Origin of the sequence: Serratia sp. JSRIV002, from assembly GCF_019968725.1 — a bacterium.
Classification (GTDB): domain Bacteria; phylum Pseudomonadota; class Gammaproteobacteria; order Enterobacterales; family Enterobacteriaceae; genus Chania; species Chania fonticola_B.
This window is the reverse complement of the sequence record NZ_CP074143.1, coordinates 2,618,490-2,637,808: the sequence shown is the minus strand read 5'-3', so window position 1 is coordinate 2,637,808 and position 19,319 is coordinate 2,618,490. Positions and strand designations below refer to the sequence as shown.

15 protein-coding genes are annotated in these 19,319 nt (G+C 55.6%); 11 read left to right on the top strand and 4 right to left on the bottom strand.

Annotated elements, in window-relative coordinates:
• Positions 1-187 precede the first annotated feature (187 nt).
• The 4 genes from ebgR to KGP26_RS12315 all read left to right on the top strand — a co-directional run bounded on the left by ebgR (position 188) and on the right by KGP26_RS12315 (position 6,550).
• Positions 188-1,171 (top strand): transcriptional regulator EbgR, encoded by a 984-nt coding sequence (gene ebgR, locus KGP26_RS12330; protein WP_021804676.1) that lies wholly within the window; start codon positions 188-190, stop codon positions 1,169-1,171.
• 345 nt (positions 1,172-1,516) lie between these two features.
• Positions 1,517-4,588, top strand: a complete 3,072-nt coding sequence (gene ebgA / locus KGP26_RS12325; RefSeq protein WP_223665525.1) for a beta-galactosidase subunit alpha — start codon at positions 1,517-1,519, stop codon at positions 4,586-4,588.
• A 3-nt stretch (positions 4,589-4,591) separates the two neighbouring features.
• The gene (locus tag KGP26_RS12320) at positions 4,592-5,044 is read left to right on the top strand and encodes a beta-galactosidase subunit beta (RefSeq protein ID WP_059200577.1); all 453 of its coding nucleotides are present in this window, start codon (positions 4,592-4,594) and stop codon (positions 5,042-5,044) included.
• Between the two features lie 90 nt (positions 5,045-5,134).
• Entirely contained in the window at positions 5,135-6,550 is a 1,416-nt protein-coding gene (locus KGP26_RS12315; RefSeq protein WP_021804679.1) for an amino acid permease, read from the top strand.
• A 41-nt stretch (positions 6,551-6,591) separates the two neighbouring features.
• On the opposite strand, the gene KGP26_RS12310 is transcribed toward KGP26_RS12315, so the two are convergent.
• Positions 6,592-7,293 carry a GNAT family N-acetyltransferase gene (locus tag KGP26_RS12310; RefSeq protein WP_223665524.1) on the bottom strand — a complete coding sequence of 234 codons (702 nt, stop codon included), beginning with the start codon at positions 7,291-7,293 and terminating at the stop codon, positions 6,592-6,594.
• A gap of 359 nt (positions 7,294-7,652) precedes the next feature.
• On the opposite strand from KGP26_RS12310, the gene KGP26_RS12305 reads away from it, so the two are divergent.
• From KGP26_RS12305 to KGP26_RS12290, 4 genes are all read left to right on the top strand, one after another.
• Positions 7,653-8,372 (top strand): gluconate 2-dehydrogenase subunit 3 family protein, encoded by a 720-nt coding sequence (locus KGP26_RS12305; RefSeq protein WP_166734799.1) that lies wholly within the window; start codon positions 7,653-7,655, stop codon positions 8,370-8,372.
• Positions 8,373-10,151, top strand: a complete 1,779-nt coding sequence (locus tag KGP26_RS12300) for a GMC family oxidoreductase (protein ID WP_021804682.1) — start codon at positions 8,373-8,375, stop codon at positions 10,149-10,151.
• A 17-nt stretch (positions 10,152-10,168) separates the two neighbouring features.
• Positions 10,169-11,437: a cytochrome c gene (locus tag KGP26_RS12295; protein WP_223665523.1), complete on the top strand. Its 1,269-nt coding sequence runs from the start codon at positions 10,169-10,171 to the stop codon at positions 11,435-11,437.
• Positions 11,438-11,566: 129 nt separating this feature from the next.
• Positions 11,567-12,331, top strand: a complete 765-nt coding sequence (locus KGP26_RS12290; protein ID WP_021804684.1) for a GntR family transcriptional regulator — start codon at positions 11,567-11,569, stop codon at positions 12,329-12,331.
• Here the strand turns inward: KGP26_RS12290 and KGP26_RS12285 are convergent.
• The 3 genes from KGP26_RS12285 to KGP26_RS12275 are packed head-to-tail and all read right to left on the bottom strand — an operon-like array spanning position 12,318 to position 15,610.
• Positions 12,318-13,292, bottom strand: coding sequence for a PfkB family carbohydrate kinase (locus KGP26_RS12285; RefSeq protein ID WP_166734795.1), 975 nt, complete (start codon positions 13,290-13,292; stop codon positions 12,318-12,320). The genes KGP26_RS12290 and KGP26_RS12285 overlap by 14 nt on opposite strands.
• Positions 13,289-14,308 carry an ADP-ribosylglycohydrolase family protein gene (locus KGP26_RS12280; protein WP_094981840.1) on the bottom strand — a complete coding sequence of 340 codons (1,020 nt, stop codon included), beginning with the start codon at positions 14,306-14,308 and terminating at the stop codon, positions 13,289-13,291. Before KGP26_RS12280 ends, KGP26_RS12285 begins: the two co-directional genes overlap by 4 nt.
• 51 nt (positions 14,309-14,359) lie before the next feature.
• Positions 14,360-15,610: a nucleoside permease gene (locus KGP26_RS12275; RefSeq protein WP_059200572.1), complete on the bottom strand. Its 1,251-nt coding sequence runs from the start codon at positions 15,608-15,610 to the stop codon at positions 14,360-14,362.
• Positions 15,611-15,962: 352 nt separating this feature from the next.
• On the opposite strand from KGP26_RS12275, the gene phoP reads away from it, so the two are divergent.
• The 3 genes from phoP to KGP26_RS12260 all read left to right on the top strand — a co-directional run bounded on the left by phoP (position 15,963) and on the right by KGP26_RS12260 (position 19,299).
• Complete coding sequence (gene phoP / locus KGP26_RS12270) at positions 15,963-16,634, top strand: two-component system response regulator PhoP (protein WP_021804688.1); 672 nt, start codon at positions 15,963-15,965, stop codon at positions 16,632-16,634.
• Positions 16,635-16,639: 5 nt separating this feature from the next.
• On the top strand, positions 16,640-18,097 hold the full coding sequence (gene phoQ, locus KGP26_RS12265; RefSeq protein WP_021804689.1) for a two-component system sensor histidine kinase PhoQ: 1,458 nt from the start codon (positions 16,640-16,642) through the stop codon (positions 18,095-18,097).
• Between the two features lie 80 nt (positions 18,098-18,177).
• Positions 18,178-19,299: a cupin domain-containing protein gene (locus KGP26_RS12260; protein WP_021804690.1), complete on the top strand. Its 1,122-nt coding sequence runs from the start codon at positions 18,178-18,180 to the stop codon at positions 19,297-19,299.
• Positions 19,300-19,319 lie beyond the last annotated feature (20 nt).

Below are 19,319 nucleotides of genomic sequence, written 5' to 3'. Positions count from 1 at the left end.
GCTATCCAACCAGGTATTATTGACAGTACGACCTGAAGGTATTGATTTCAGGCCTTCGGCCCTTAAAGACTGAACCCGTAAATCACACAACCCTTATTTTTTACTAAAAACTGATGAAAGTTCGCCGACATCACTTACAATGCCAGATAACGAAGTTTGCCGTTCAGGCTGTGAGATAAGGATAGATATGGCAACGCTGAAAGATATCGCGGCCGAAGCAGGAGTTTCATTAGCGACGGTCTCCCGGGTTTTGAATGACGATCCCACGCTCAACGTCAAAGAAGAGACCAAGCATCGCATTCTGGAAATTGCCGAAAAGCTGGAATACAAGACCAGCAGTGCCAAAAAGCATCTGACTAACGCGGTGGTACAGCACCACGTGCTGGCGCTATACAGCTATAAGCAAGAGATGGAAATCAACGATCCTTATTACCTTTCCATTCGCCACGGCATCGAAACCCAGTGCGAGAGGCTGGGGATTGAACTCACTAACTGCTATAAAAATAACCAGCTACCGGACCTGAAGAAGATCACCGGCGTGCTGATCGTCAGCAAACCCACGCCTGAGACCCTGCGTAAGGCAGCGGCGTTAACCGACAACATCTGCTTTATTGATTTTAACGAGCCCGGTTCCGAATACGACTCGGTGGATATCGATCTGGCAAGGATCAGCAAAGAGATCATCGACTTCTTTATTGAGCACGGGGCCAAACGCATCGGTTTTATCGGCGGAGCCGATGAGCCGAATAAAGCGGATATCCGCGAAGCGGCCTTTGTAGAATATGGGCGGCTGAAAGGCGTGGTCCGTGAGCAAGATATCTACCGTGGTGACTTCTCTAGCGCCTCTGGTTATGAGTTGGCGAAAAAAATGCTGGCTACCACGGATTATCCTACCGCGCTGTTTGTCGCCTCAGACTCCATTGCCATTGGGGTGCTGCGCAGCATTCATGAGTTGGGGTTGAAAATCCCACAGGACATCGCCCTGATCAGCGTGAACGATATCCCGACCGCGCGTTTTACCTTCCCACCGCTTTCTACCGTGCGTATCCACTCGGAAATGATGGGGATCCAAGGGGTCAACCTGCTGCTGGAGAAGTTCCGTGATGGCCGCGCCCTGCCGCTGCAGGTCTACGTGCCCAGCAAGTTAAAGCTGCGTGAAACCACCAAGTAACTGATCGCTCAAGTCTCACCATGTTGGGGCGCCGCATGCTGCGCCCGTTAAAGCACCAATCCCGCATCCAAACGCCCTGTTATTAGTAAAAAACACTAATAATTACGGGCTTTTTTACCTCAAAACCCACCAATTTATGCCACTTCTCTCCGCCTACCACACCAATCAGCCATTTCTTTAACCCGATCACAGATCCACCAGCGCCATGGACATAAAGCGTGATCGAGTTAAAGCAAAACAAATTATCGGCTATATTTTAGTAAATGTTTTACTAAAATCATTCCAAGCATTGACGCATTCCATGCCAAGACTGCGGCCTACAGCATTCAGACCAGGAGAGATGACGTGAATAATTGGGAAAACTTTCAACACCTGCATGAGAACCGAATGGCGCCCCGCGCCTACTTCTTCTCATATGACTCACTCAAGCGTGCCCAAACCTTTCAGCGCGCCCTCAGCAGCCACTTTATAGCGCTCAGCGGCCAATGGAGCTTTAACTACTTCACCAATCCGTTGCTGGTGCCCGAAGATTTTTATTCACAAAGGATGACTGACTGGGGCCAGATCACGGTGCCCAACATGTGGCAAATGGAAGGCCATGGCATTCTGCAGTATACCGACGAAGGCTTCCCCTTCCCGATCGATGTGCCTTTCGTCCCCACAGACAACCCAACCGGTGCTTACCAACGTAGCTTTACGCTGAGCGAACAGTGGAACGGGAAGCAGACCATCATCAAATTTGATGGGGTTGAGACCTATTTTGAAGTGTACGTTAACGGCCAATATGTGGGCTTCAGCAAGGGCAGCCGCCTGACCGCCGAATTTGATATCTCCGGTTACGTGCACTCAGGGGAAAACCTGCTGGCCGTGCGCGTCATGCAGTGGGCGGACTCGACCTACATTGAAGATCAGGATATGTGGTGGACAGCTGGCATCTTCCGCGATGTCTATCTGGTGGGGAAAGAGCCGGTTCACGTGCAGGATCTGACCGTTCGCACCGATTTTGCCGCCGACTACCAAAGCGCGACCCTGTCTTGCGAACTGGAGATCGAAAACCTATCGGGGACACCGCTAGCGGACTACGTGATTGAATATGCCCTGTTTGATAACGATAACCTGCTGGTACAGCAGAGTCTCGGCGCACAAACCCAGACCCATTTTGCTATCAATCTGGCAAATCCAATCCAGTGGTCAGCGGAAAACCCTTACCTCTATCAGCTGTTTATCACGCTTAAAGACCAAAACGGCACCGTGCTGGAAGTGATACCTCAACGCGTCGGGTTCCGTGATATCAAGGTGCGTGATGGACTGTTCTACATCAATAACCAGTATGTGATGCTGCACGGCGTCAACCGCCATGATAACGACCATCTGAAAGGCCGTGCGGTAGGCATGGATCGCGTCGAAAAAGATCTGATCCTGATGAAACAGCACAATATCAACTCGGTACGTACCGCCCATTACCCTAACGACCCGCGTTTTTATGAACTGTGCGACATTTACGGGCTGTTCGTCATGGCCGAAACCGACGTCGAAACCCACGGCTTTGCCAACGTGGGCGACCTGAGCCGCATCACCAACGATCCGGCCTGGGAAGCGGTATTCGTCGATCGCATTGTGCGCCACGTTCACGCGCAGAAGAACCATCCGTCGATCGTGATGTGGTCGTTGGGCAATGAGTCCGGCTACGGTTGCAACATCCATGCGATGTATCACGCCACCAAGGCCATCGACGATACCCGCCTAGTGCACTACGAAGAAGACCGCGACGCCGAGGTGGTGGATATCATCTCCACCATGTATACCCGCGCGCCGTTGATGAACGAGTTTGGTGAACACCCGCACGCCAAACCACGCATCATCTGTGAATACGCGCACGCCATGGGCAATGGCCCCGGCGGCCTGACGGAATATCAGAACGTGTTTTACCAGCACGATCATATTCAGGGCCACTACGTTTGGGAGTGGTGCGATCACGGCATCCTGGCGCACGATGAGCAAGGCCAGGCGTTTTACAAATACGGTGGCGACTTCGGCGACTATCCGAACAACTACAACTTCTGCATGGACGGGTTGATCTTCCCGGATCAAACGCCTGGGCCGGGTCTGAAGGAATACAAGCAGGTTATCGCGCCGGTGAAAATCCGTGCGCTTGAGGCTCGCCTTGGCACCTTCCTGGTTGAAAACAAGCTGTGGTTTACCAATCTGGATGACTACACCCTCACCGCCGAGATCCGCGCAGAAGGGGAAACGCTGGCAACTCGGTCCCTGCGGCTGAAAGATCTGGCGGCCAACTCTTCACGGGAGTTCCGCCTTGAGCTGCCTGAGCTGGATGAGCGCGAAGCCTTTGTGAACTTCACCGTGCGCAAGAACTCCAGCACTCTATACAGCCCGGCCAATCACGACATCGCGGTGTACCAGTTCCAGCTCAAAGAGAACACGGCGCAGGCAGAAACCTATACCAACCTCAACGCCCTGCCACTGCGAGTAGCGGAAAGCCGCCTGGCGTACAGCATCAGCGGCCAGGACTTTACGCTGACCTTCTCCAAGGTGAACGGCAAGCTGACCTCCTGGATGAGCAATGGGGAAGAAATCATCGCCTCTGCTCCGACGTTAAGCTTCTTCAAACCGATGATCGATAACCATAAACAGGAGTATCAGGGCCTGTGGGAACCCGCTCATCTGCAAATCATGCAAGAGCACTTCCGTACATTGGACGTCGTTCAGGCCGATGGCCGCGTTGAAATCACCGTCACCAGCATCATCGCCCCGCCGGTCTTCGACTTCGGCATGCGCTGCTGCTACCGCTACCAAATCAATGCCGAAGGCCAGCTCAACATGGAACTCAGCGGCGAGCGTTATGGCGATTACTCGTACGTGATCCCGGCCATCGGGCTGGATGTCGGCATTAACGGCGGCTTTGACCGGGTGAACTACTATGGTCGCGGCCCGGAAGAAAACTATCAGGACAGCCAGCAGGCCAACCTGATCGATATCTACCAGACTACGGTGGCCGAGATGTTTGAACACTATCCGTTCCCACAAAACAACGGTAACCGCCAGCATGTGCGCTGGGCCGCGCTCACCAATCGCCACGGTACCGGCCTGCTGGTCAAACCGCAGCAACCGATCAACTTCAGCGCCTGGGAGTACACCAGCCAGAACCTGCATCAGGCGCAGCACACCAATGAGCTGCAACCGAGCGGTTATATCACCCTCAACCTTGACCACCAGGTGATGGGCCTGGGTTCCAACTCCTGGGGCAGCGAAGTCCTCGATTCCTACCGAGTTTACATGGCGCCCTTCCGCTATGGCCTGACCCTGATGCCACTGCAAGCCGGTGACGTCAGCGCCCAGGCGCTGGCCAACCATGACTTTGCCAACGACTTCTTCACTCCAACCACCAACGAGGCCTGATCCATGCACGTATTAGACAACCTGGAGCAATTCAAAGTGGTTTACCGTGACGGCCGTAAATGGAACCGTTGTGTGGAAGCCATTGACAACATTGCCAATATCAAAGACGGCGTGATGCACTCCATCGGCGATACGCTGGTTTATATGATTGAAGACGGCGTCACCCGCAATCGCTCGACCTTTGAAGGCAATCGTCGTTATTTCACCATCCATTACTACCTCGAGGGCGGCGAAACGGTAGAGTTCGCGAAAAAATCCACCCTTTCCCCCGTTGAGGCCTACCGCGATGAAACCGACCGCGAATATCTGCAAGGCACCGGGCAAACCTGTGAATTACGTGCCGGGCAACTGGCGATTTTTGACAACCAGGAAGCCTACCGCTTCCACGGCGATAACCGGGTAAGAAAAGTGGTGCTGCGGGTCACCATTGAGGATGGCTACATGTTGAACAAGTGATCCTGCTGACTATGAAACGAAGCGGGCGGGAAATCACTCCCGCTCAATCCAGATTGAGTTCATCATTGATGTCGTTCATCGGAGGACGCTATGTCCGATTCTTTACGTGGCACGATTGGCAAGTTTGCCCTGTTGTCGATGACCTTTGCGGCGGTGTTCAACGTACGCAATATCGTCAACAACAACATTGAACTGGGCTTGAGTTCAGCCCCGGTATTTTTGTTTGCAACCCTGGTCTACTTCATTCCCTTTGTGTTTATTATCGCGGAGTTTGTGTCCGCCAATAAGAACTCAGAGTCGGGAATGTACGATTGGCTAAAACAGCCTCTGGGCACCCGAGCAGCCTATATGGGGTCGTTCCTGTATTGGTTCGTCAACCTGTTCTGGTTTGTATCATTGCTGCCTAACGTGATTGCCTATGCGTCGTACGCCATTATGGGCCGCGAATACGCCTTTTCACCGGTGATGGTATCGATCATCTCGATCGTACTGTTTGCCGCCACCACCCATATTTCCACCAAGGGTGCCAGTTGGTTGGGCAAGATTGCCGAAGTCGTCGCCTATGGGGTGTTTGCCCTGTTTGCGATTTACGTGCTGGGCGCGCTGATGGCGCTGAGCGGCGATCACGTCCCGGCGCAACCGATCACGCTGGAGGCGATGACGCCGACGGTGAACTGGGCAACGTTGGGTATCATGTGCTGGATCTTCCAGGCGGCTGGCGGTGCGGAAACGGCAGCGGCCTACCTCAATGACGTCAAAGGGGGCCAAAAGTCGTTTATCAAGGTGATTATCATTGCCGGTGCGGTTATCGGCGGGATGTATGCCGTCGGTTCCCTGCTGGTTAACGTGTTTGTCGCGCGTGAAAACCTGACCTACGCGGGCGGCATGGTGGAAATCTTCACCGGGATGGCCAAGTACTTCGGCATTTCAGAAACGCTGGTAGGCCGCCTGGTGGGCATCGTACTGTTCATCGCCATTTTTGGTTCGATGATGATGTGGACCTCTGCGCCGGTGAAGATCCACTTCTCTGAGATCCCGAAAGGCGTTTACGGCCAGAAAACCACCGAACTGAACAAGCATGGCGTTCCGGTTCGTGCTGCATGGTGGCAATTTGCCTTCGTGTTCGTGATGTTGGTGGTTAACGGCTTTGGTTCCGAATCGGTACAGCAGATGATGAACACCGCGATCAACCTGACGGCGGGTACGGCGATGCTGCCGCCGATCTTTATCATGGTGGCCTACTTCGTGTTCCGCTGGAAGCATGACGATACGCCGCGCGAGTTCCGCATGGGATCGCGCAAGTTTGGCATGAGCGTGGTTTCGGTGCTGATCACCATCTTTGTGGTCAGCATGACGGCGTCGGCATTCCCGCCGGGGGTCGATCTGATGAAAGCCTTCTTTATCAACGTCTGTATGACCGCGGTATTCTCGGCACTGGCCTGGTGGTGGATTTCACGCTTCGAGGCTAAACAGGTAAGAAATAAAGCGGCGCTGAGCGAACAGTAAGCTACATAGGGGCGAACATGCACATGTTCGCCCCCTACATATCAAGGCATAAACGCCTGCAAACGCTGTATCTGCTGGCCATCGGAGCCAAAATTTTCGTCAGCCAGCCAACCTTCGAACGCACTACGCATCTGGGGCCAGTTTTGGTCGATCATGGCGAACCAGTCGGTATCCCGGTTGCGGCCCTTGATGACCAATGCCTGCATAAAACGCCCTTCGTAGTGGAAACCAAAGCGAAGTGCCGCCTGCCTGGACGGCGCATTCAGGCTATCGCATTTCCATTCACAACGGCGATAGCCCAACTCGTCAAAGGTGTGTCGCAACATCAGGTAAATCGCCTCGGTGGCGCTGGAGCGCTGCTTCATCAGCGGTGACCAACAGACGTGGCCAATTTCCAACACGCCGCTGGCCTCTTCAATCCGCATAAAGGCCACCGTGCCAACGGGCAGATCGGTGGCTGAATCGAACACCACCAGATTCACCAGCGTCGGGTTGGCCTGCAGTTTTTCCAGATGCGCACGCATCTCCTGCGGGCTTTCAGGCCGCTCCCTCATCAGGTAAGTCCAGTCACGTCCATCTGGCGCAAGCTGGTAAGCCGCAAATAGCGCGGCAAAGTCCCGCTCGGCGTCCAACATCGCAAGGTGGCAAAATTTGCCCGTCAGCGTCACCTCCTGCGGCCGTGGCAAGGCATGCCATTGCACCAAGGGTTCGCCCACCGGCTGACCATATTGATTTATCGCCATAAAAGTATTCCGTCTGGTTGCAGCAAAAGTAGGTTCTCCGCAACAGCATATACCGATGCCAGATCGCAGCATACAGACCAATTAACCCCAGCGACTAGACCAATCACCAACCGCCCGTTAGGTGCTTTAGTCAAGGCAAATTGTTAATGAAATGATCTAAATCAAAAATAATGTGAAGAAAATGTTTTGAAACAGATGCTTTATTGTTTGTTTTAGCTGCCAAGACTTAAACTTGAATCACCATACCAGTAGCTCGCTAATTATTATTGGTCATGGAATAGCAACTCCCTCTGCCCGTTTTTACGGCCCAAGACTGCGGCCACGCGGGCATTTCTGTGAAACATATTCAAGGTGGAATTATGTCTCGACAGCACTCTCCAGAACCGCCTCGGCGGAACTTTCTAAAGAAAACGCTAGCACTAATACCGCTGGCAGCCGCTGGAGGCACCAGCGTTTTGATGATGACGCCCTCACCAGCCTCGGCGGCGGGTGTCTCCTCTCACTATGTTCCCGCTTATTTCAATAACGAGGAATGGCGCTTCCTGCTGGCGGCTTGTGATCGACTGATCCCCAGCGATAGCAATGGCCCCGGTGCCGTCGAAGAAGGCGTGCCGATTTTTATCGATAAGCAGATGGAAACGCCTTATGGCCACGGTGGCCTGTGGTATATGCACCCGCCGTTTGTCCCTTCGGCCCCCGAACTGGGTTATCAGTCCAAACTGACGCCGCGTGATACCTACCGTATTGGCATTCGAGGCCTCAATGCGCACTGCCAGCAGCAGTACCAGAAAGCCTTTGCAGACTTGGAACATAGCCAGCAAGAACAAATCCTGACGGCGCTGGAGAAAGGTGAGCTGGATTCCGAAGCCCTGCCCGGTCAAGCCTTTTTCAGCCAACTGCTGCAAAACACCAAAGAGGGTTATCTGGCCGATCCGCAGCACGGCGGTAACCAGTCGATGGCCTCATGGAAACTGATCGGTTTCCCTGGTGCGCGGGCGGATTACACCGACTGGGTCGATCATCCTAATCAGGCCTATCCCCTTGGCCCGGTAAGTATCTCCAGCAAAAGGAATGCATAAATGAGCACGATAAAAAAGCCACCGGTAGACGTGGTGATTGTCGGATTTGGCTGGACCGGTGCCATCATGGGCATGGAACTGACCGAAACCGGCCTGAGCGTATTGGCACTGGAGCGCGGTGAGCAGCGCGATACTTACCCTGATTTTGCCTATCCACGGATTGCCGACGAATTGACCTATGGCATCCGTCTGAAACTGGAGCAGGAGATGGCGCACGAGACCGTAACCGTGCGCCACACGCCAGCGGATTTCGCCGTGCCTTATCGTCAGCTTGGATCCTTTTTGCCCGGCAACGGCGTTGGCGGTGCAGGCGTCCACTGGAACGGCATGCACTGGCGCGCCCTGCCCGCCGATCTGAAAATGCGTACGACGGTGACGGAAAAGTATGGCGACAAATGGGTGCCCGAAGGCATGTTGTTGCAGGATTACCCTCTCAGTTACACCGAGCTGGAGCCTTACTTCGATAAGTTCGAGAAGGTCTGTGGCACCGCAGGCAAGGCCGGTAACCTGCAAGGCAACATCATCAAAGGCGGCAACCCGTTCGAAGGGCCACGCACTAGCGAATATCCCACTGCACCCCTCAAGCAGCTCTATTCCGGTTCGCTGTTTGGCAAGGCGGCCGAGTCGCTCGGCTATCACCCGTTCAGCATTCCAGCAGCCAACTGCTCGGAGCCTTATACCAATCCCTACGGCGTGCAACTCGGCCCCTGTAACTACTGCGGTTACTGTGAGCGCTTCGGCTGCTTTATGTACTCCAAGGCCTCACCACAGACCACCATTCTGCCGGTGTTGATGAAGCGGAAAAACTTTGAATTGCGCACTCAGTCGCAGGTCATCAAGGTCAATTTGGACAGCAGTGGCAAAAAGGCCACCGGTGTCACCTATGTCGATGCCCAGGGCCAACAGATTGAACAACCGGCGGATCTGGTGATCCTCAGCGCCTTCCAACTGCATAACGTGCGTCTGTTGTTGCTCTCCGGCATCGGTAAACCTTATGATCCCGTCACCGGCGAAGGAGTTGTCGGCAAGAACTACGCCTATCAGATGAACAGCGGCATTTCGCTGTTTTACGATAAGGACACCCACTTCAACCCGTTTATCGGAGCCGGAGCCGCGGGCACGGTGATCGACGATCTCAACTCGGAAAACTTCGATCACGGCGCGCTAGGCTTTATCGGCGGCGCCTATATTTCCGCCACCCGCACCGGTGGCCGCCCGATCCAACAGATGTCGTTACCGCCGGGGACCCCCACCTGGGGCAGTGGCTGGAAACAAGGTATCAAAGATAATTATCAGCACTCGATGAGCATTGGCTCTGAAGGCTCAGTGATGCCCTATCGCGACTGCTATCTCGATCTCGATCCCACCTATCGGGATGCCTATGGGCTACCGCTGCTGCGCATGACCTTCGACTGGAAGGCTAACGAGATCAAGATGACCCAGCACATTACCAGCAAGATGGCGAACATCGCCAAAGCCATGGAGCCGAAGCAGATGGCGATTTCGGTGATGGGCAGCGGTTCGCACTATGACGTGCGCCCGTATCAATCCACCCACACTACCGGCGGGGCAATCACCGGCGACAACCCAAAAACCAGCGTGGTGAACAAGTATCTGCAATGCTGGGACGTGCCCAACGTGTTTGTCACCGGCGCCTGCGCCTTCCCGCAGAACCTGGCTTATAACCCCACCGGAATCGTCGGTGCGCTGGCCTATTATTCAGCAGAAGCGATCCGTAATCAGTATCTGAACAACCCCGGCCCGTTGGTTCAGGCCTGATACGCAAGGAGAAGACGATGAAAGGATTAACCCCCTCGCTGCTGGCCTTGCTGGTATTAAGCGCCAGCGCTCTGGCCGCCGAGGATACCCACCAGGTCGGGCAAATCGCTCATGGCGAATATCTGGCCCGCGCCGGTGACTGTGCCGCCTGCCATACCGCGCCAGGTGGCATGGCATTCGCCGGTGGGCTGAAGATGACCACCCCGGTTGGCGCGATCTATTCCACCAATATCACCCCAGACAAAACCACCGGGATCGGTGCCTACGATCTACAGGAGTTTGCCGACGCCCTGCGTAAAGGCATTAGGCGCGATGGCACTCGGCTCTACCCGGCCATGCCCTATCCCTCTTTCGCCAAAATCAATGATGAGGATATACGCGATCTGTATCTCTACTTCACCCAACGGGTAACGCCGGTGGTGCAGCAGAACAAGGCTAGCGATATCCCATGGCCGCTGAATATGCGCTGGCCGTTGGCGATGTGGGACGGCATATTCCGCGAGGATGGCGCCTATCAGCCAGACGCTAACCAAAGCGCACAATGGAACCGTGGGGCCTATCTGGTACAAGGATTGGGCCACTGCGGCAGTTGCCATACGCCACGCGGCATTGGCTTCCAGGAGAAGGCGCTGAACCAAACGGATAACGCCTATCTGAGCGGCGGGACGCTGGAGGGTTGGCACGCCGCCAGCCTGCGTGGCGATGCAATCAGCGGGTTGGGTAGTTGGAACGCGGCAGATCTGACTCGTTTCCTGAAAACCGGCCACAGCGACAGATTTGCCGCCTTTGGCTCCATGGTAGACGTGGTACAAGACAGCACTCAGCACCTGAGCGACGAGGATTTGCAGGCGATCGCCGCCTATCTGAAATCGCTACCTGCGGGGGATGAGCAGAAAACGCCAACGGCCAACCAGCCGCTGGCACTCTACAGCACCGACCAAGGCAACCCAGGCGGGCAGGCTTATCTGGACAACTGCGCCGCCTGCCACCGCAGCGATGGCCAGGGCTATCGCAATACCTTCCCACAGTTGGCCCATAATCCGGCGTTGCTGGCGGAAGACCCGGCTTCGGTGATCAGCATCATTCTGCATGGTTCACGTACGCCGATGACTTTAGACGCCCCTACCGGGCTAACCATGCCGGACTTTGGCTGGCGTCTGAGCGACCAGCAGGTGGCCCAGATAGCCACTTTTGTACGCACAAGTTGGGGGAATAACGCCGCTCCAGTCACCGCCGATCAGGTCAAAGAAATACGGGAGAGCAGCGCCACCAAACCTTCTCAGTAGTAAATACCACAACGGGCCTGGTCTGCCAGGCCCAACCATTTCCACCGATCTCACCGTGCACGGTTGCACCGCCCGGCGAAATCACCTTAAATAAGCTATCGCATTGAGGCTACAGGATTTCGGTCGACTATGAGCACGGATCCCAACCAGCGCCTGCTGGACAAACTGCAACACGATCTGACCAGCGCTGGCGCTATGCCGCTCTACCTGCGCTTTAACGAATCGGTACGGCAGGCCATTGAGCTTGGCGTATTGAGCCAGGGGGATTTTCTGCCCAGTGAGCGCCATTTCACCGAACGGCTGGGGATCTCGCGCATTACGGTACGCAAAGCCCTTGCCTGCCTGGAGCAGGACGGCATTATCGGCCGCTCGCGGGGCTATGGCACCTTCATTCAAAATACCGTGGCTCAACCTAAACTGGCCTATTCGCTGGCGGATGTGAAAGGCTTTTCACGCGAAGTGATGCTGCAAGGCCGTAAACCGGACACCATGTGGATCAGCCGTGAGCAAATCCCGGCGGATAGCGCACTGGCCGAGAAACTGTCGCTAGCCGAGCATACGCCGGTGTACAAACTCAAACGTATTCACTTTATCGATCAGCGCCCCATGTCGGTGGCGGTGTCTTATGTGGTGGCGGAGGCGATAGCCAACGTTGATGATATTGGCGTTTCTCTGTATGACTACTTCCGTTTGAACAACGTGGAGTTGGGATCGCTGCGTAGCCAGGTCAGCGCCGCCATGAGCGACGGTGAAACCCTGCAAGCGCTGCAGTTGAAAGAACCTATGCCGCTGCTGATCATCAAGCAAACGCTGTTCGACAACCGGAAAAAACCGATCGAATACAGCGAAAGCTTCTGCCGCAGCGACATGTACGAATTTATCAGCGAGGATTGAGTTCCTCGCTGGCCAGGAGCTGGGCCAGGGTTGGCGCACAATCCCCACCGGCCTGCGATACCACGTAACCGGCGATGCTATTGGCTAGCATCATGCTTTGGCGGGCAGTCAGGCCCAGTGCCAGCCCGGCTAGCAAACCGGCGCTGTGGCTATCGCCAGCACCAATGCTGTCTACCACTTTGACCTGACGAGCGGCGATCCAGCCTTGATCGTCCGGCCCGGCAAAGTAATATCCGCCTTCCCCGCCGCAGCGCACAACCACCAGTTGCCCGGTGGTTGACCATAACCGCTGGCAAAAACCGGCAATATCTTCCTGCATGCCAAGGTGCTGAGCTTCACGCTGGTTTAGCGTCAGGATCACCCCAGGGCGGATCAGGCGTTGCAACAGGCTCTGCGCCATCACGTCAATGCGCGGGCCAATATCCAGCACCACCCGCACCTGTTCGGGCAGGCGTAACAGCCAATCCACCAGCACGTGGCCCTGCCGGGCACCCAGTTGATAACCGGAAAGGTAAACCAGCCCGATTTGTGGCGTCGCGTCTGCCAACCACTCAGGCTGCCACTGGTTCTCAATGCCATCGATAGAGATAAAGGTACGCTCTCCGTCCGGCTCGACCAGCGCCAAACACCAGCCGTTATCCTCACCACCCACTTGCAGATCGGAACTCACGCCGCGCTGCGCCATCTCGCTACGCAAACGCTCTGCCCACACGCCTTCTCCCACCGGCAGCAGATTGCGGCTGGTAATGCCCAACTGGCGCAGAGCCACGGCGATATTCAGCGCGCAGCCCCCTAAATGCAGCCCCTGCATCTGGGCCGACACGTCGCCACCGCGCACTGGCAAAGCATCGGCGCTCACCACCATATCCATCACCGCTGCGCCAATCACCGTCACCGGGCACTGCTGATGCCAGCCGCCCTGGGTTAGCGTCTGTAATAACTCGCGTCTTTCGTTACTCATGAGCCCTCCTGCCAGCGCTGGCGGAAACGGAGAAAGGCCTGCGCGTAGTGGTTGATATCCAGCGGATTTACCCGCTTTAATTCTGCCAACATAGCCATGTCAAACGCGTCGATACCGTTCAGGGCACCGCAGATCGCCGTTGCCATCGCGCCAATGGTGTCGGTATCACCGCCCAGGTTGGCGCACAGGATCGCACAGCGGGTAGGATCGGTTTGCGCCAGTTCAACCATCGCCAACGCGGCCGGCACGGATTCTATGGTGCTGACCCCTGCGCCAACCAGTTGGTAAACCCGTTCTGAGGCCTGTTCGGTACCGCCAGCCTGTTCGACTACCTGGAAGGCCAGTTCGATACGCGCCGCTAAAGAAGCGCTGAAGGTGGTGCTCTGGCGGCGCTGAGCGTAATCTGCCACTCCCGGCAATGCCAGACGGATCTCTGCCCAACTGGCCCCTTCGACCGCCTTGGCAACTGCCCAGGCAATCACCACCGCACCGGCAACCGCGATATCGGATTTATGCGTCGGGCTGGAGGCCAGCCAAACCTGCTGGCAAAACTGCTCCAACGGCGCAGAAGGCAGCACACAACCCAACGGGGAAACCCGCATCGCCGCGCCGTTGGTCACACCGTTGTTTTCCAAATCGCTAATCGGCGTGCCCTTCTTCTGCTCCCCCAGTGCCAGTTTGGAACTCGGACCAAGGATGTTTTTGTTGAAGGCGTCAAAACTATCGACCCAGCGGATCACGTTGCGGGCAATCAACTCCGGAACCACTTCACCATCGGCCTCGATCAACGCGTCGGCAAGCGCCAGAGCCATCGAGGTATCATCGGTATACTGCGCTGCCGTGAAATAGCAGGCGGCGCTGTTCTCTGCCGGGCCGTCGAGGAAGCGGTCGATCCAGCCAAAGTGGCGCTTAACCCGCTCACGCGGCCACAGCTCGGAAGGCATGCCGAGCGCGTCGCCCAGCATTTGGCCATAAAGTGCGCCCACCACGCGTTGTTCCTGGGTTAACTGCTTCATCTTTTTCTCCTGAATTTTTACCTTGCCGGGCAACACGCCCGGCGCAACGAATTAAGACCGTGCTACGTCAATCGGGGTGATGTTGTCGCTGCGTTCACGGAAGAACAGCAGGAACAGCAGCATGACGCCCACCACCATCACCGCACCAACGCCCCACACGGCGAACCAGTCAAACGTCATACCGTCTCGCGGCTGTTCGAGGGCGAAAGTGGTCATTGCACGGCCCCCGAGCCAGTTACCGATAAAGCTGCCCAACCCTTGGCAAATCAGGGTGATCAGGCCTTGAGCGGCGGTACGCATATGCGGCGGCGCTTTTTTGTCGACGTAGATATAGCCGGTCACGAAATAGAAATCGTAGCTGACGCCGTGCAGCAAAATGCCCAGGAACAGCATGCTGTAGGCCCAGACGTCGGCGGTGCCGCCGTAGATAAAGAATACATAGCGGATTGCTGCGGTCACAAATCCCAGCAGCAGCACCTTTTTGATGCCGTAACGCTTGAGCAGCAACGGTAGCGCCAGCATGGCGAAGATTTCCGAAACCTGCCCCAGCGTCATCCAGCCGGTGGCATTTGGCAGCCCAACCTGCGTCAGATAGCCATTGGCAAACTGGTAGTAAAACGCCAACGGCATACAGAACAGAAACGAGCACAGGGCGAAGGTAGCAAATGATCGGTCCTTCAGCAGGCCAAGCGCGTTCAGGCCCAGCAACGCCTTGATATCCACCGGGCCAGAGCCTTTGGCTGGCGTATTGGGCAGCACAAAGCTGTACAAACCGAGCGCGATCGAGGCCACACCGGTAATGATTAACGGCAGGTTGCTATCGGAAATATTGCCTAACCCCAGCAGCGGCGGCAGCATAAAGCCCACCACCAGACCGGAGGCAATCCAACCCAAGGTGCCCAGTACTCGGATGCGCGGGAACTCTTTTTCGGTATCGGTAATGTTGGCAAAGGCGATGCTGTTGGTCAGCGCCACGGTCGGCATATAGGTGATGGCATAAATCACCAGCAGCGGGAAGAAGGTGGCAAAGGTGGTTTGCCAGGCGATGATAAACATCAGCACCCCGCCAGCCAGATGCAACCAACCCAAGACTTTTTGCGCGGCGAAGTAGCGATCGGCAATAACACCAACCAGCACCGGCGAGAGGATTGCCGCAATCGCCGTACTGCTGTACGACCAGGCAATTTCACCCGGCGTAAAACCCAGCTTGTTGAGGTATTGCCATAGGGGAACAAACCACGCTCCCCAGATAAACCACTCGATAAACATCATGACAGACAGCTTCAGATGAGGACGTTTCATTATTATGTATCCTTGCTGGCTACCTTCCCGGCATCGGCTCGGGAAAGCGGTGTAGGGTTCCTGGTATTAGTATCATCACGATACCTATATAATACCTTAATGATACCTTTAATCCTTTGCAGCGATCCTGCTCACACTTCAGGCAGTCAGCTTTGTTTAAGTTTTGTTTACCTTTGGCACTGCGCTGTTTATCCTGCGTTTATCAGCCATTGCCGATAATCAATGGATGACAGAATTAAACGATCAGGGAATGGTCAGCTAATGCGCGTTACCACAACGTGGCCAACAGCGTGTAACCTTTTCAGTGTGGGTGCCTGGAGTTGCACCCGCCTAAACAACAGGAGTCTGTACCATGCGAGTACTGGTTGTTGAAGACAATGGCCTATTGCGCCACCATCTTAGTGTGCAAATGCGTGAAATGGGGCATCAGGTTGATGCCGCAGAAGATGCCAAAGAAGCTGACTATTTTCTGCAGGAACATGCGCCTGATATCGCCATTGTCGATCTCGGGTTGCCGGGTGAAGATGGCCTGAGCCTGATCCGCCGTTGGCGTGCCAACCAGATGAAGTTGCCGATCCTGGTACTGACCGCCCGTGAAAGCTGGCAGGATAAGGTGGCGGTGCTGGAAGCCGGTGCCGATGATTACGTCACCAAGCCCTTCCACCTGGAAGAAGTGATTGCCCGCATGCAGGCCTTGATGCGCCGCAATAGCGGCCTGGCTTCACAGGTGATCGTACTGCCACCGTTCCAGATCGACCTCTCACGCCGTGAGCTGAGCGTCAACGAACAGCAAATCAAACTGACGGCCTTTGAGTACACCATTATCGAAACGTTGATCCGTAACGCGGGTAAAGTGGTCAGTAAAGATTCATTGATGTTGCAACTCTACCCGGATGCCGAACTGCGCGAAAGCCACACCATCGACGTATTAATGGGCCGCCTGCGTAAAAAACTACAGGCCGAATACCCACAGGAAGTGATCACCACCGTACGTGGTCAGGGCTACCGTTTCGATGCCAAGTGAGCATAATGTTCAACAGAGATAAAAAGCCCTTCTCACTGCGCGCCCGCTTTCTGATGGCCACCGCCGGGGTGATCCTGGCGCTGTCGCTGTCCTACGGGCTGGTTGCGGTCGTCGGCTATATCGTCAGCTTTGATAAAACCGCCTTCCGCCTGCTGCGCGGTGAGAGCAACCTGTTCTTCAGCCTGGCGCAGTGGAAAGACCAGAAGTTGACCATTGCCATCCCGCCCGATCTCGATCTCAACTCCCCAACGCTGGTGTTTATCTACGACGAAAAAGGCAACCTGTTGTGGAGCCAGCGCTCGGTACCGGAGCTGGAAAAACGGATCCAGAAAGAGTGGCTGGAAGAGTCCGGTTTCTATGAGATAGACACGGACACCCGCATCAGTAGCGAAGTGCTGGGCGACAATCCCAAAGCCCAGGATCAGCTGAAAGACTATGACGATACCGACCATGAGGCGTTAACCCACTCGGTGGCCGTCAATACCTATGCCGCCACCCCACGCCTGCCCGCCTTGAGCATCGTGGTGGTCGACAGCATTCCGCAGGAGCTGCAACGCTCGGACGTGGTGTGGGAATGGTTCAGCTACGTACTGCTGGCCAATCTACTACTGGTCGTACCTCTTCTCTGGCTAGCTGCGTATTGGAGTTTGCGGCCGATCAAGGCGCTGATAACCCAGGTGGGTGAATTGGAAAACGGCGAGCGCGAGCAACTGGATGAAAATCCCCCCAGTGAACTACGTGGCTTGGTACGGAACCTGAATATCCTGGTGCGCAACGAGCGCCAGCGCTACACCAAATACCGTACTACGCTGTCCGATCTCACCCACAGCCTGAAAACCCCGCTGGCGGTATTGCAGACCACCCTGCGCTCGCTGCGTTCCAGCAAGCAGACCACCATCGAAGAGGTCGAGCCGATCATGCTCGAGCAGATTAGCCGTATCTCGCAACAGATTGGTTATTACCTGCATCGGGCCAGCATCAACTCTGGTCAAACCGTGCTGACCCGCGAGATCCATTCGGTTTCTGCCCTGCTCGACAGCCTGAGCGTGGCACTGAACAAGGTCTATCAGCGTAAAGGGGTAGTCATCACCCTCGATATCTCACCAGAAGTCACCTTTATGGGCGAGAAAAACGACTTTATGGAGGTGATGGGCAACGTGCTGGAGAACGCCTGTAAATATTGCCTGGAGTTTGTGGAGATCACCTCGCTGCACTCGGACAAATACCTGACGATCGTCATTGATGACGACGGCCCCGGCATCCCCGAAAGCAAGCGTGAGCTGATCTTCCAACGCGGCCAACGCGTCGATACTCTGCGCCCCGGCCAGGGGATTGGCCTGTCGGTCGCCGCCGAGATCATCGAGCAATATGACGGACAAATTACCATCAGCGACAGCCCGCTGGGTGGAGCACGGATGGAGGTCACCTTCTCCCGCCAGCACGACTCCCACCATCACGATTAAATTCTCTCGCTCAGGCCCCGATCCACGGGGCCTAACTTCCGTTATAATCCCTGCAGGCTCACTCTATCCTGGAATAGAACATGGATTACCAATTAGATCTCGACTGGAACGACTTTTTGCAACGCTATTGGCAAAAGCGTCCGGTAATTATCAAGCGTGGTTTTAACAACTTTATCGATCCGATTTCCCCGGATGAGCTGGCCGGGTTGGCTATGGAAAACGAGGTGGACAGCCGCCTGGTGAGCCATCAGGAAGGTCGCTGGCAGGTTGGCCACGGCCCGTTTGAAAGTTTCGACCATCTGGGCGAGAACAACTGGTCATTGCTGGTGCAGGCCGTTGATCACTGGCATCAGCCTTCCAGTGCCCTGATGCAACCGTTCCGTAAGCTGCCAGACTGGCGCATGGACGATCTGATGATTTCGTTCTCGGTACCGGGCGGCGGCGTTGGCCCGCATCTCGATCAATACGACGTGTTCATCATCCAGGGTACTGGCCGCCGCCGTTGGCGCGTGGGCGAAAAAGTACCGATGAAGCAGCACTGCCCGCACCCTGACCTGTTACAGGTTGAGCCGTTTGACGCCATCATTGACGAAGAGATGGAGCCTGGCGATATTCTGTATATCCCACCGGGATTCCCTCATGAAGGCTACTCGCTGGAAAATTCGCTCAACTATTCCGTCGGTTTCCGTGCGCCGAATGGCCGTGAAATGGTGAGTGGCTATGCAGACTACGTGCTAGCGCGCGAGTTGGGCAGCAAGCGTTACACCGATCCGGATATCGCGCTGCGCGATCACCCGGCGATGGTTCTCCCCCATGAGGTCGATGCACTGCGTGGGATGATCCTGGAGCTGGTGCAGCAGCCGGAGCACTTCCAGAACTGGTTTGGCGAGTTTATTTCGCAGTCGCGTCACGAGCTGGACATCGCGCCGCCAGAGCCGCCTTATCAGGCCGGTGAAATCTATGAGCTGCTGCAACAGGGTGAGCCATTACAACGTTTGGGTGGGTTGCGCGTGCTGCGCGTTGGCGACCAATGCTTTGTCAACGGTGAGCTAATCGACACCGAACATCTGCAAGCCGCCGATGCCCTGTGCCAGCACGCCAGCGTTGATGCCGCCTTGCTGGGCGACGCGGTGGACGACCCATCGTTCCTGGCCCTGCTGACGGCGTTGATTAACAGCGGTTACTGGTATTTTAACGACTAATCATAATGAGTGAGGGGCAA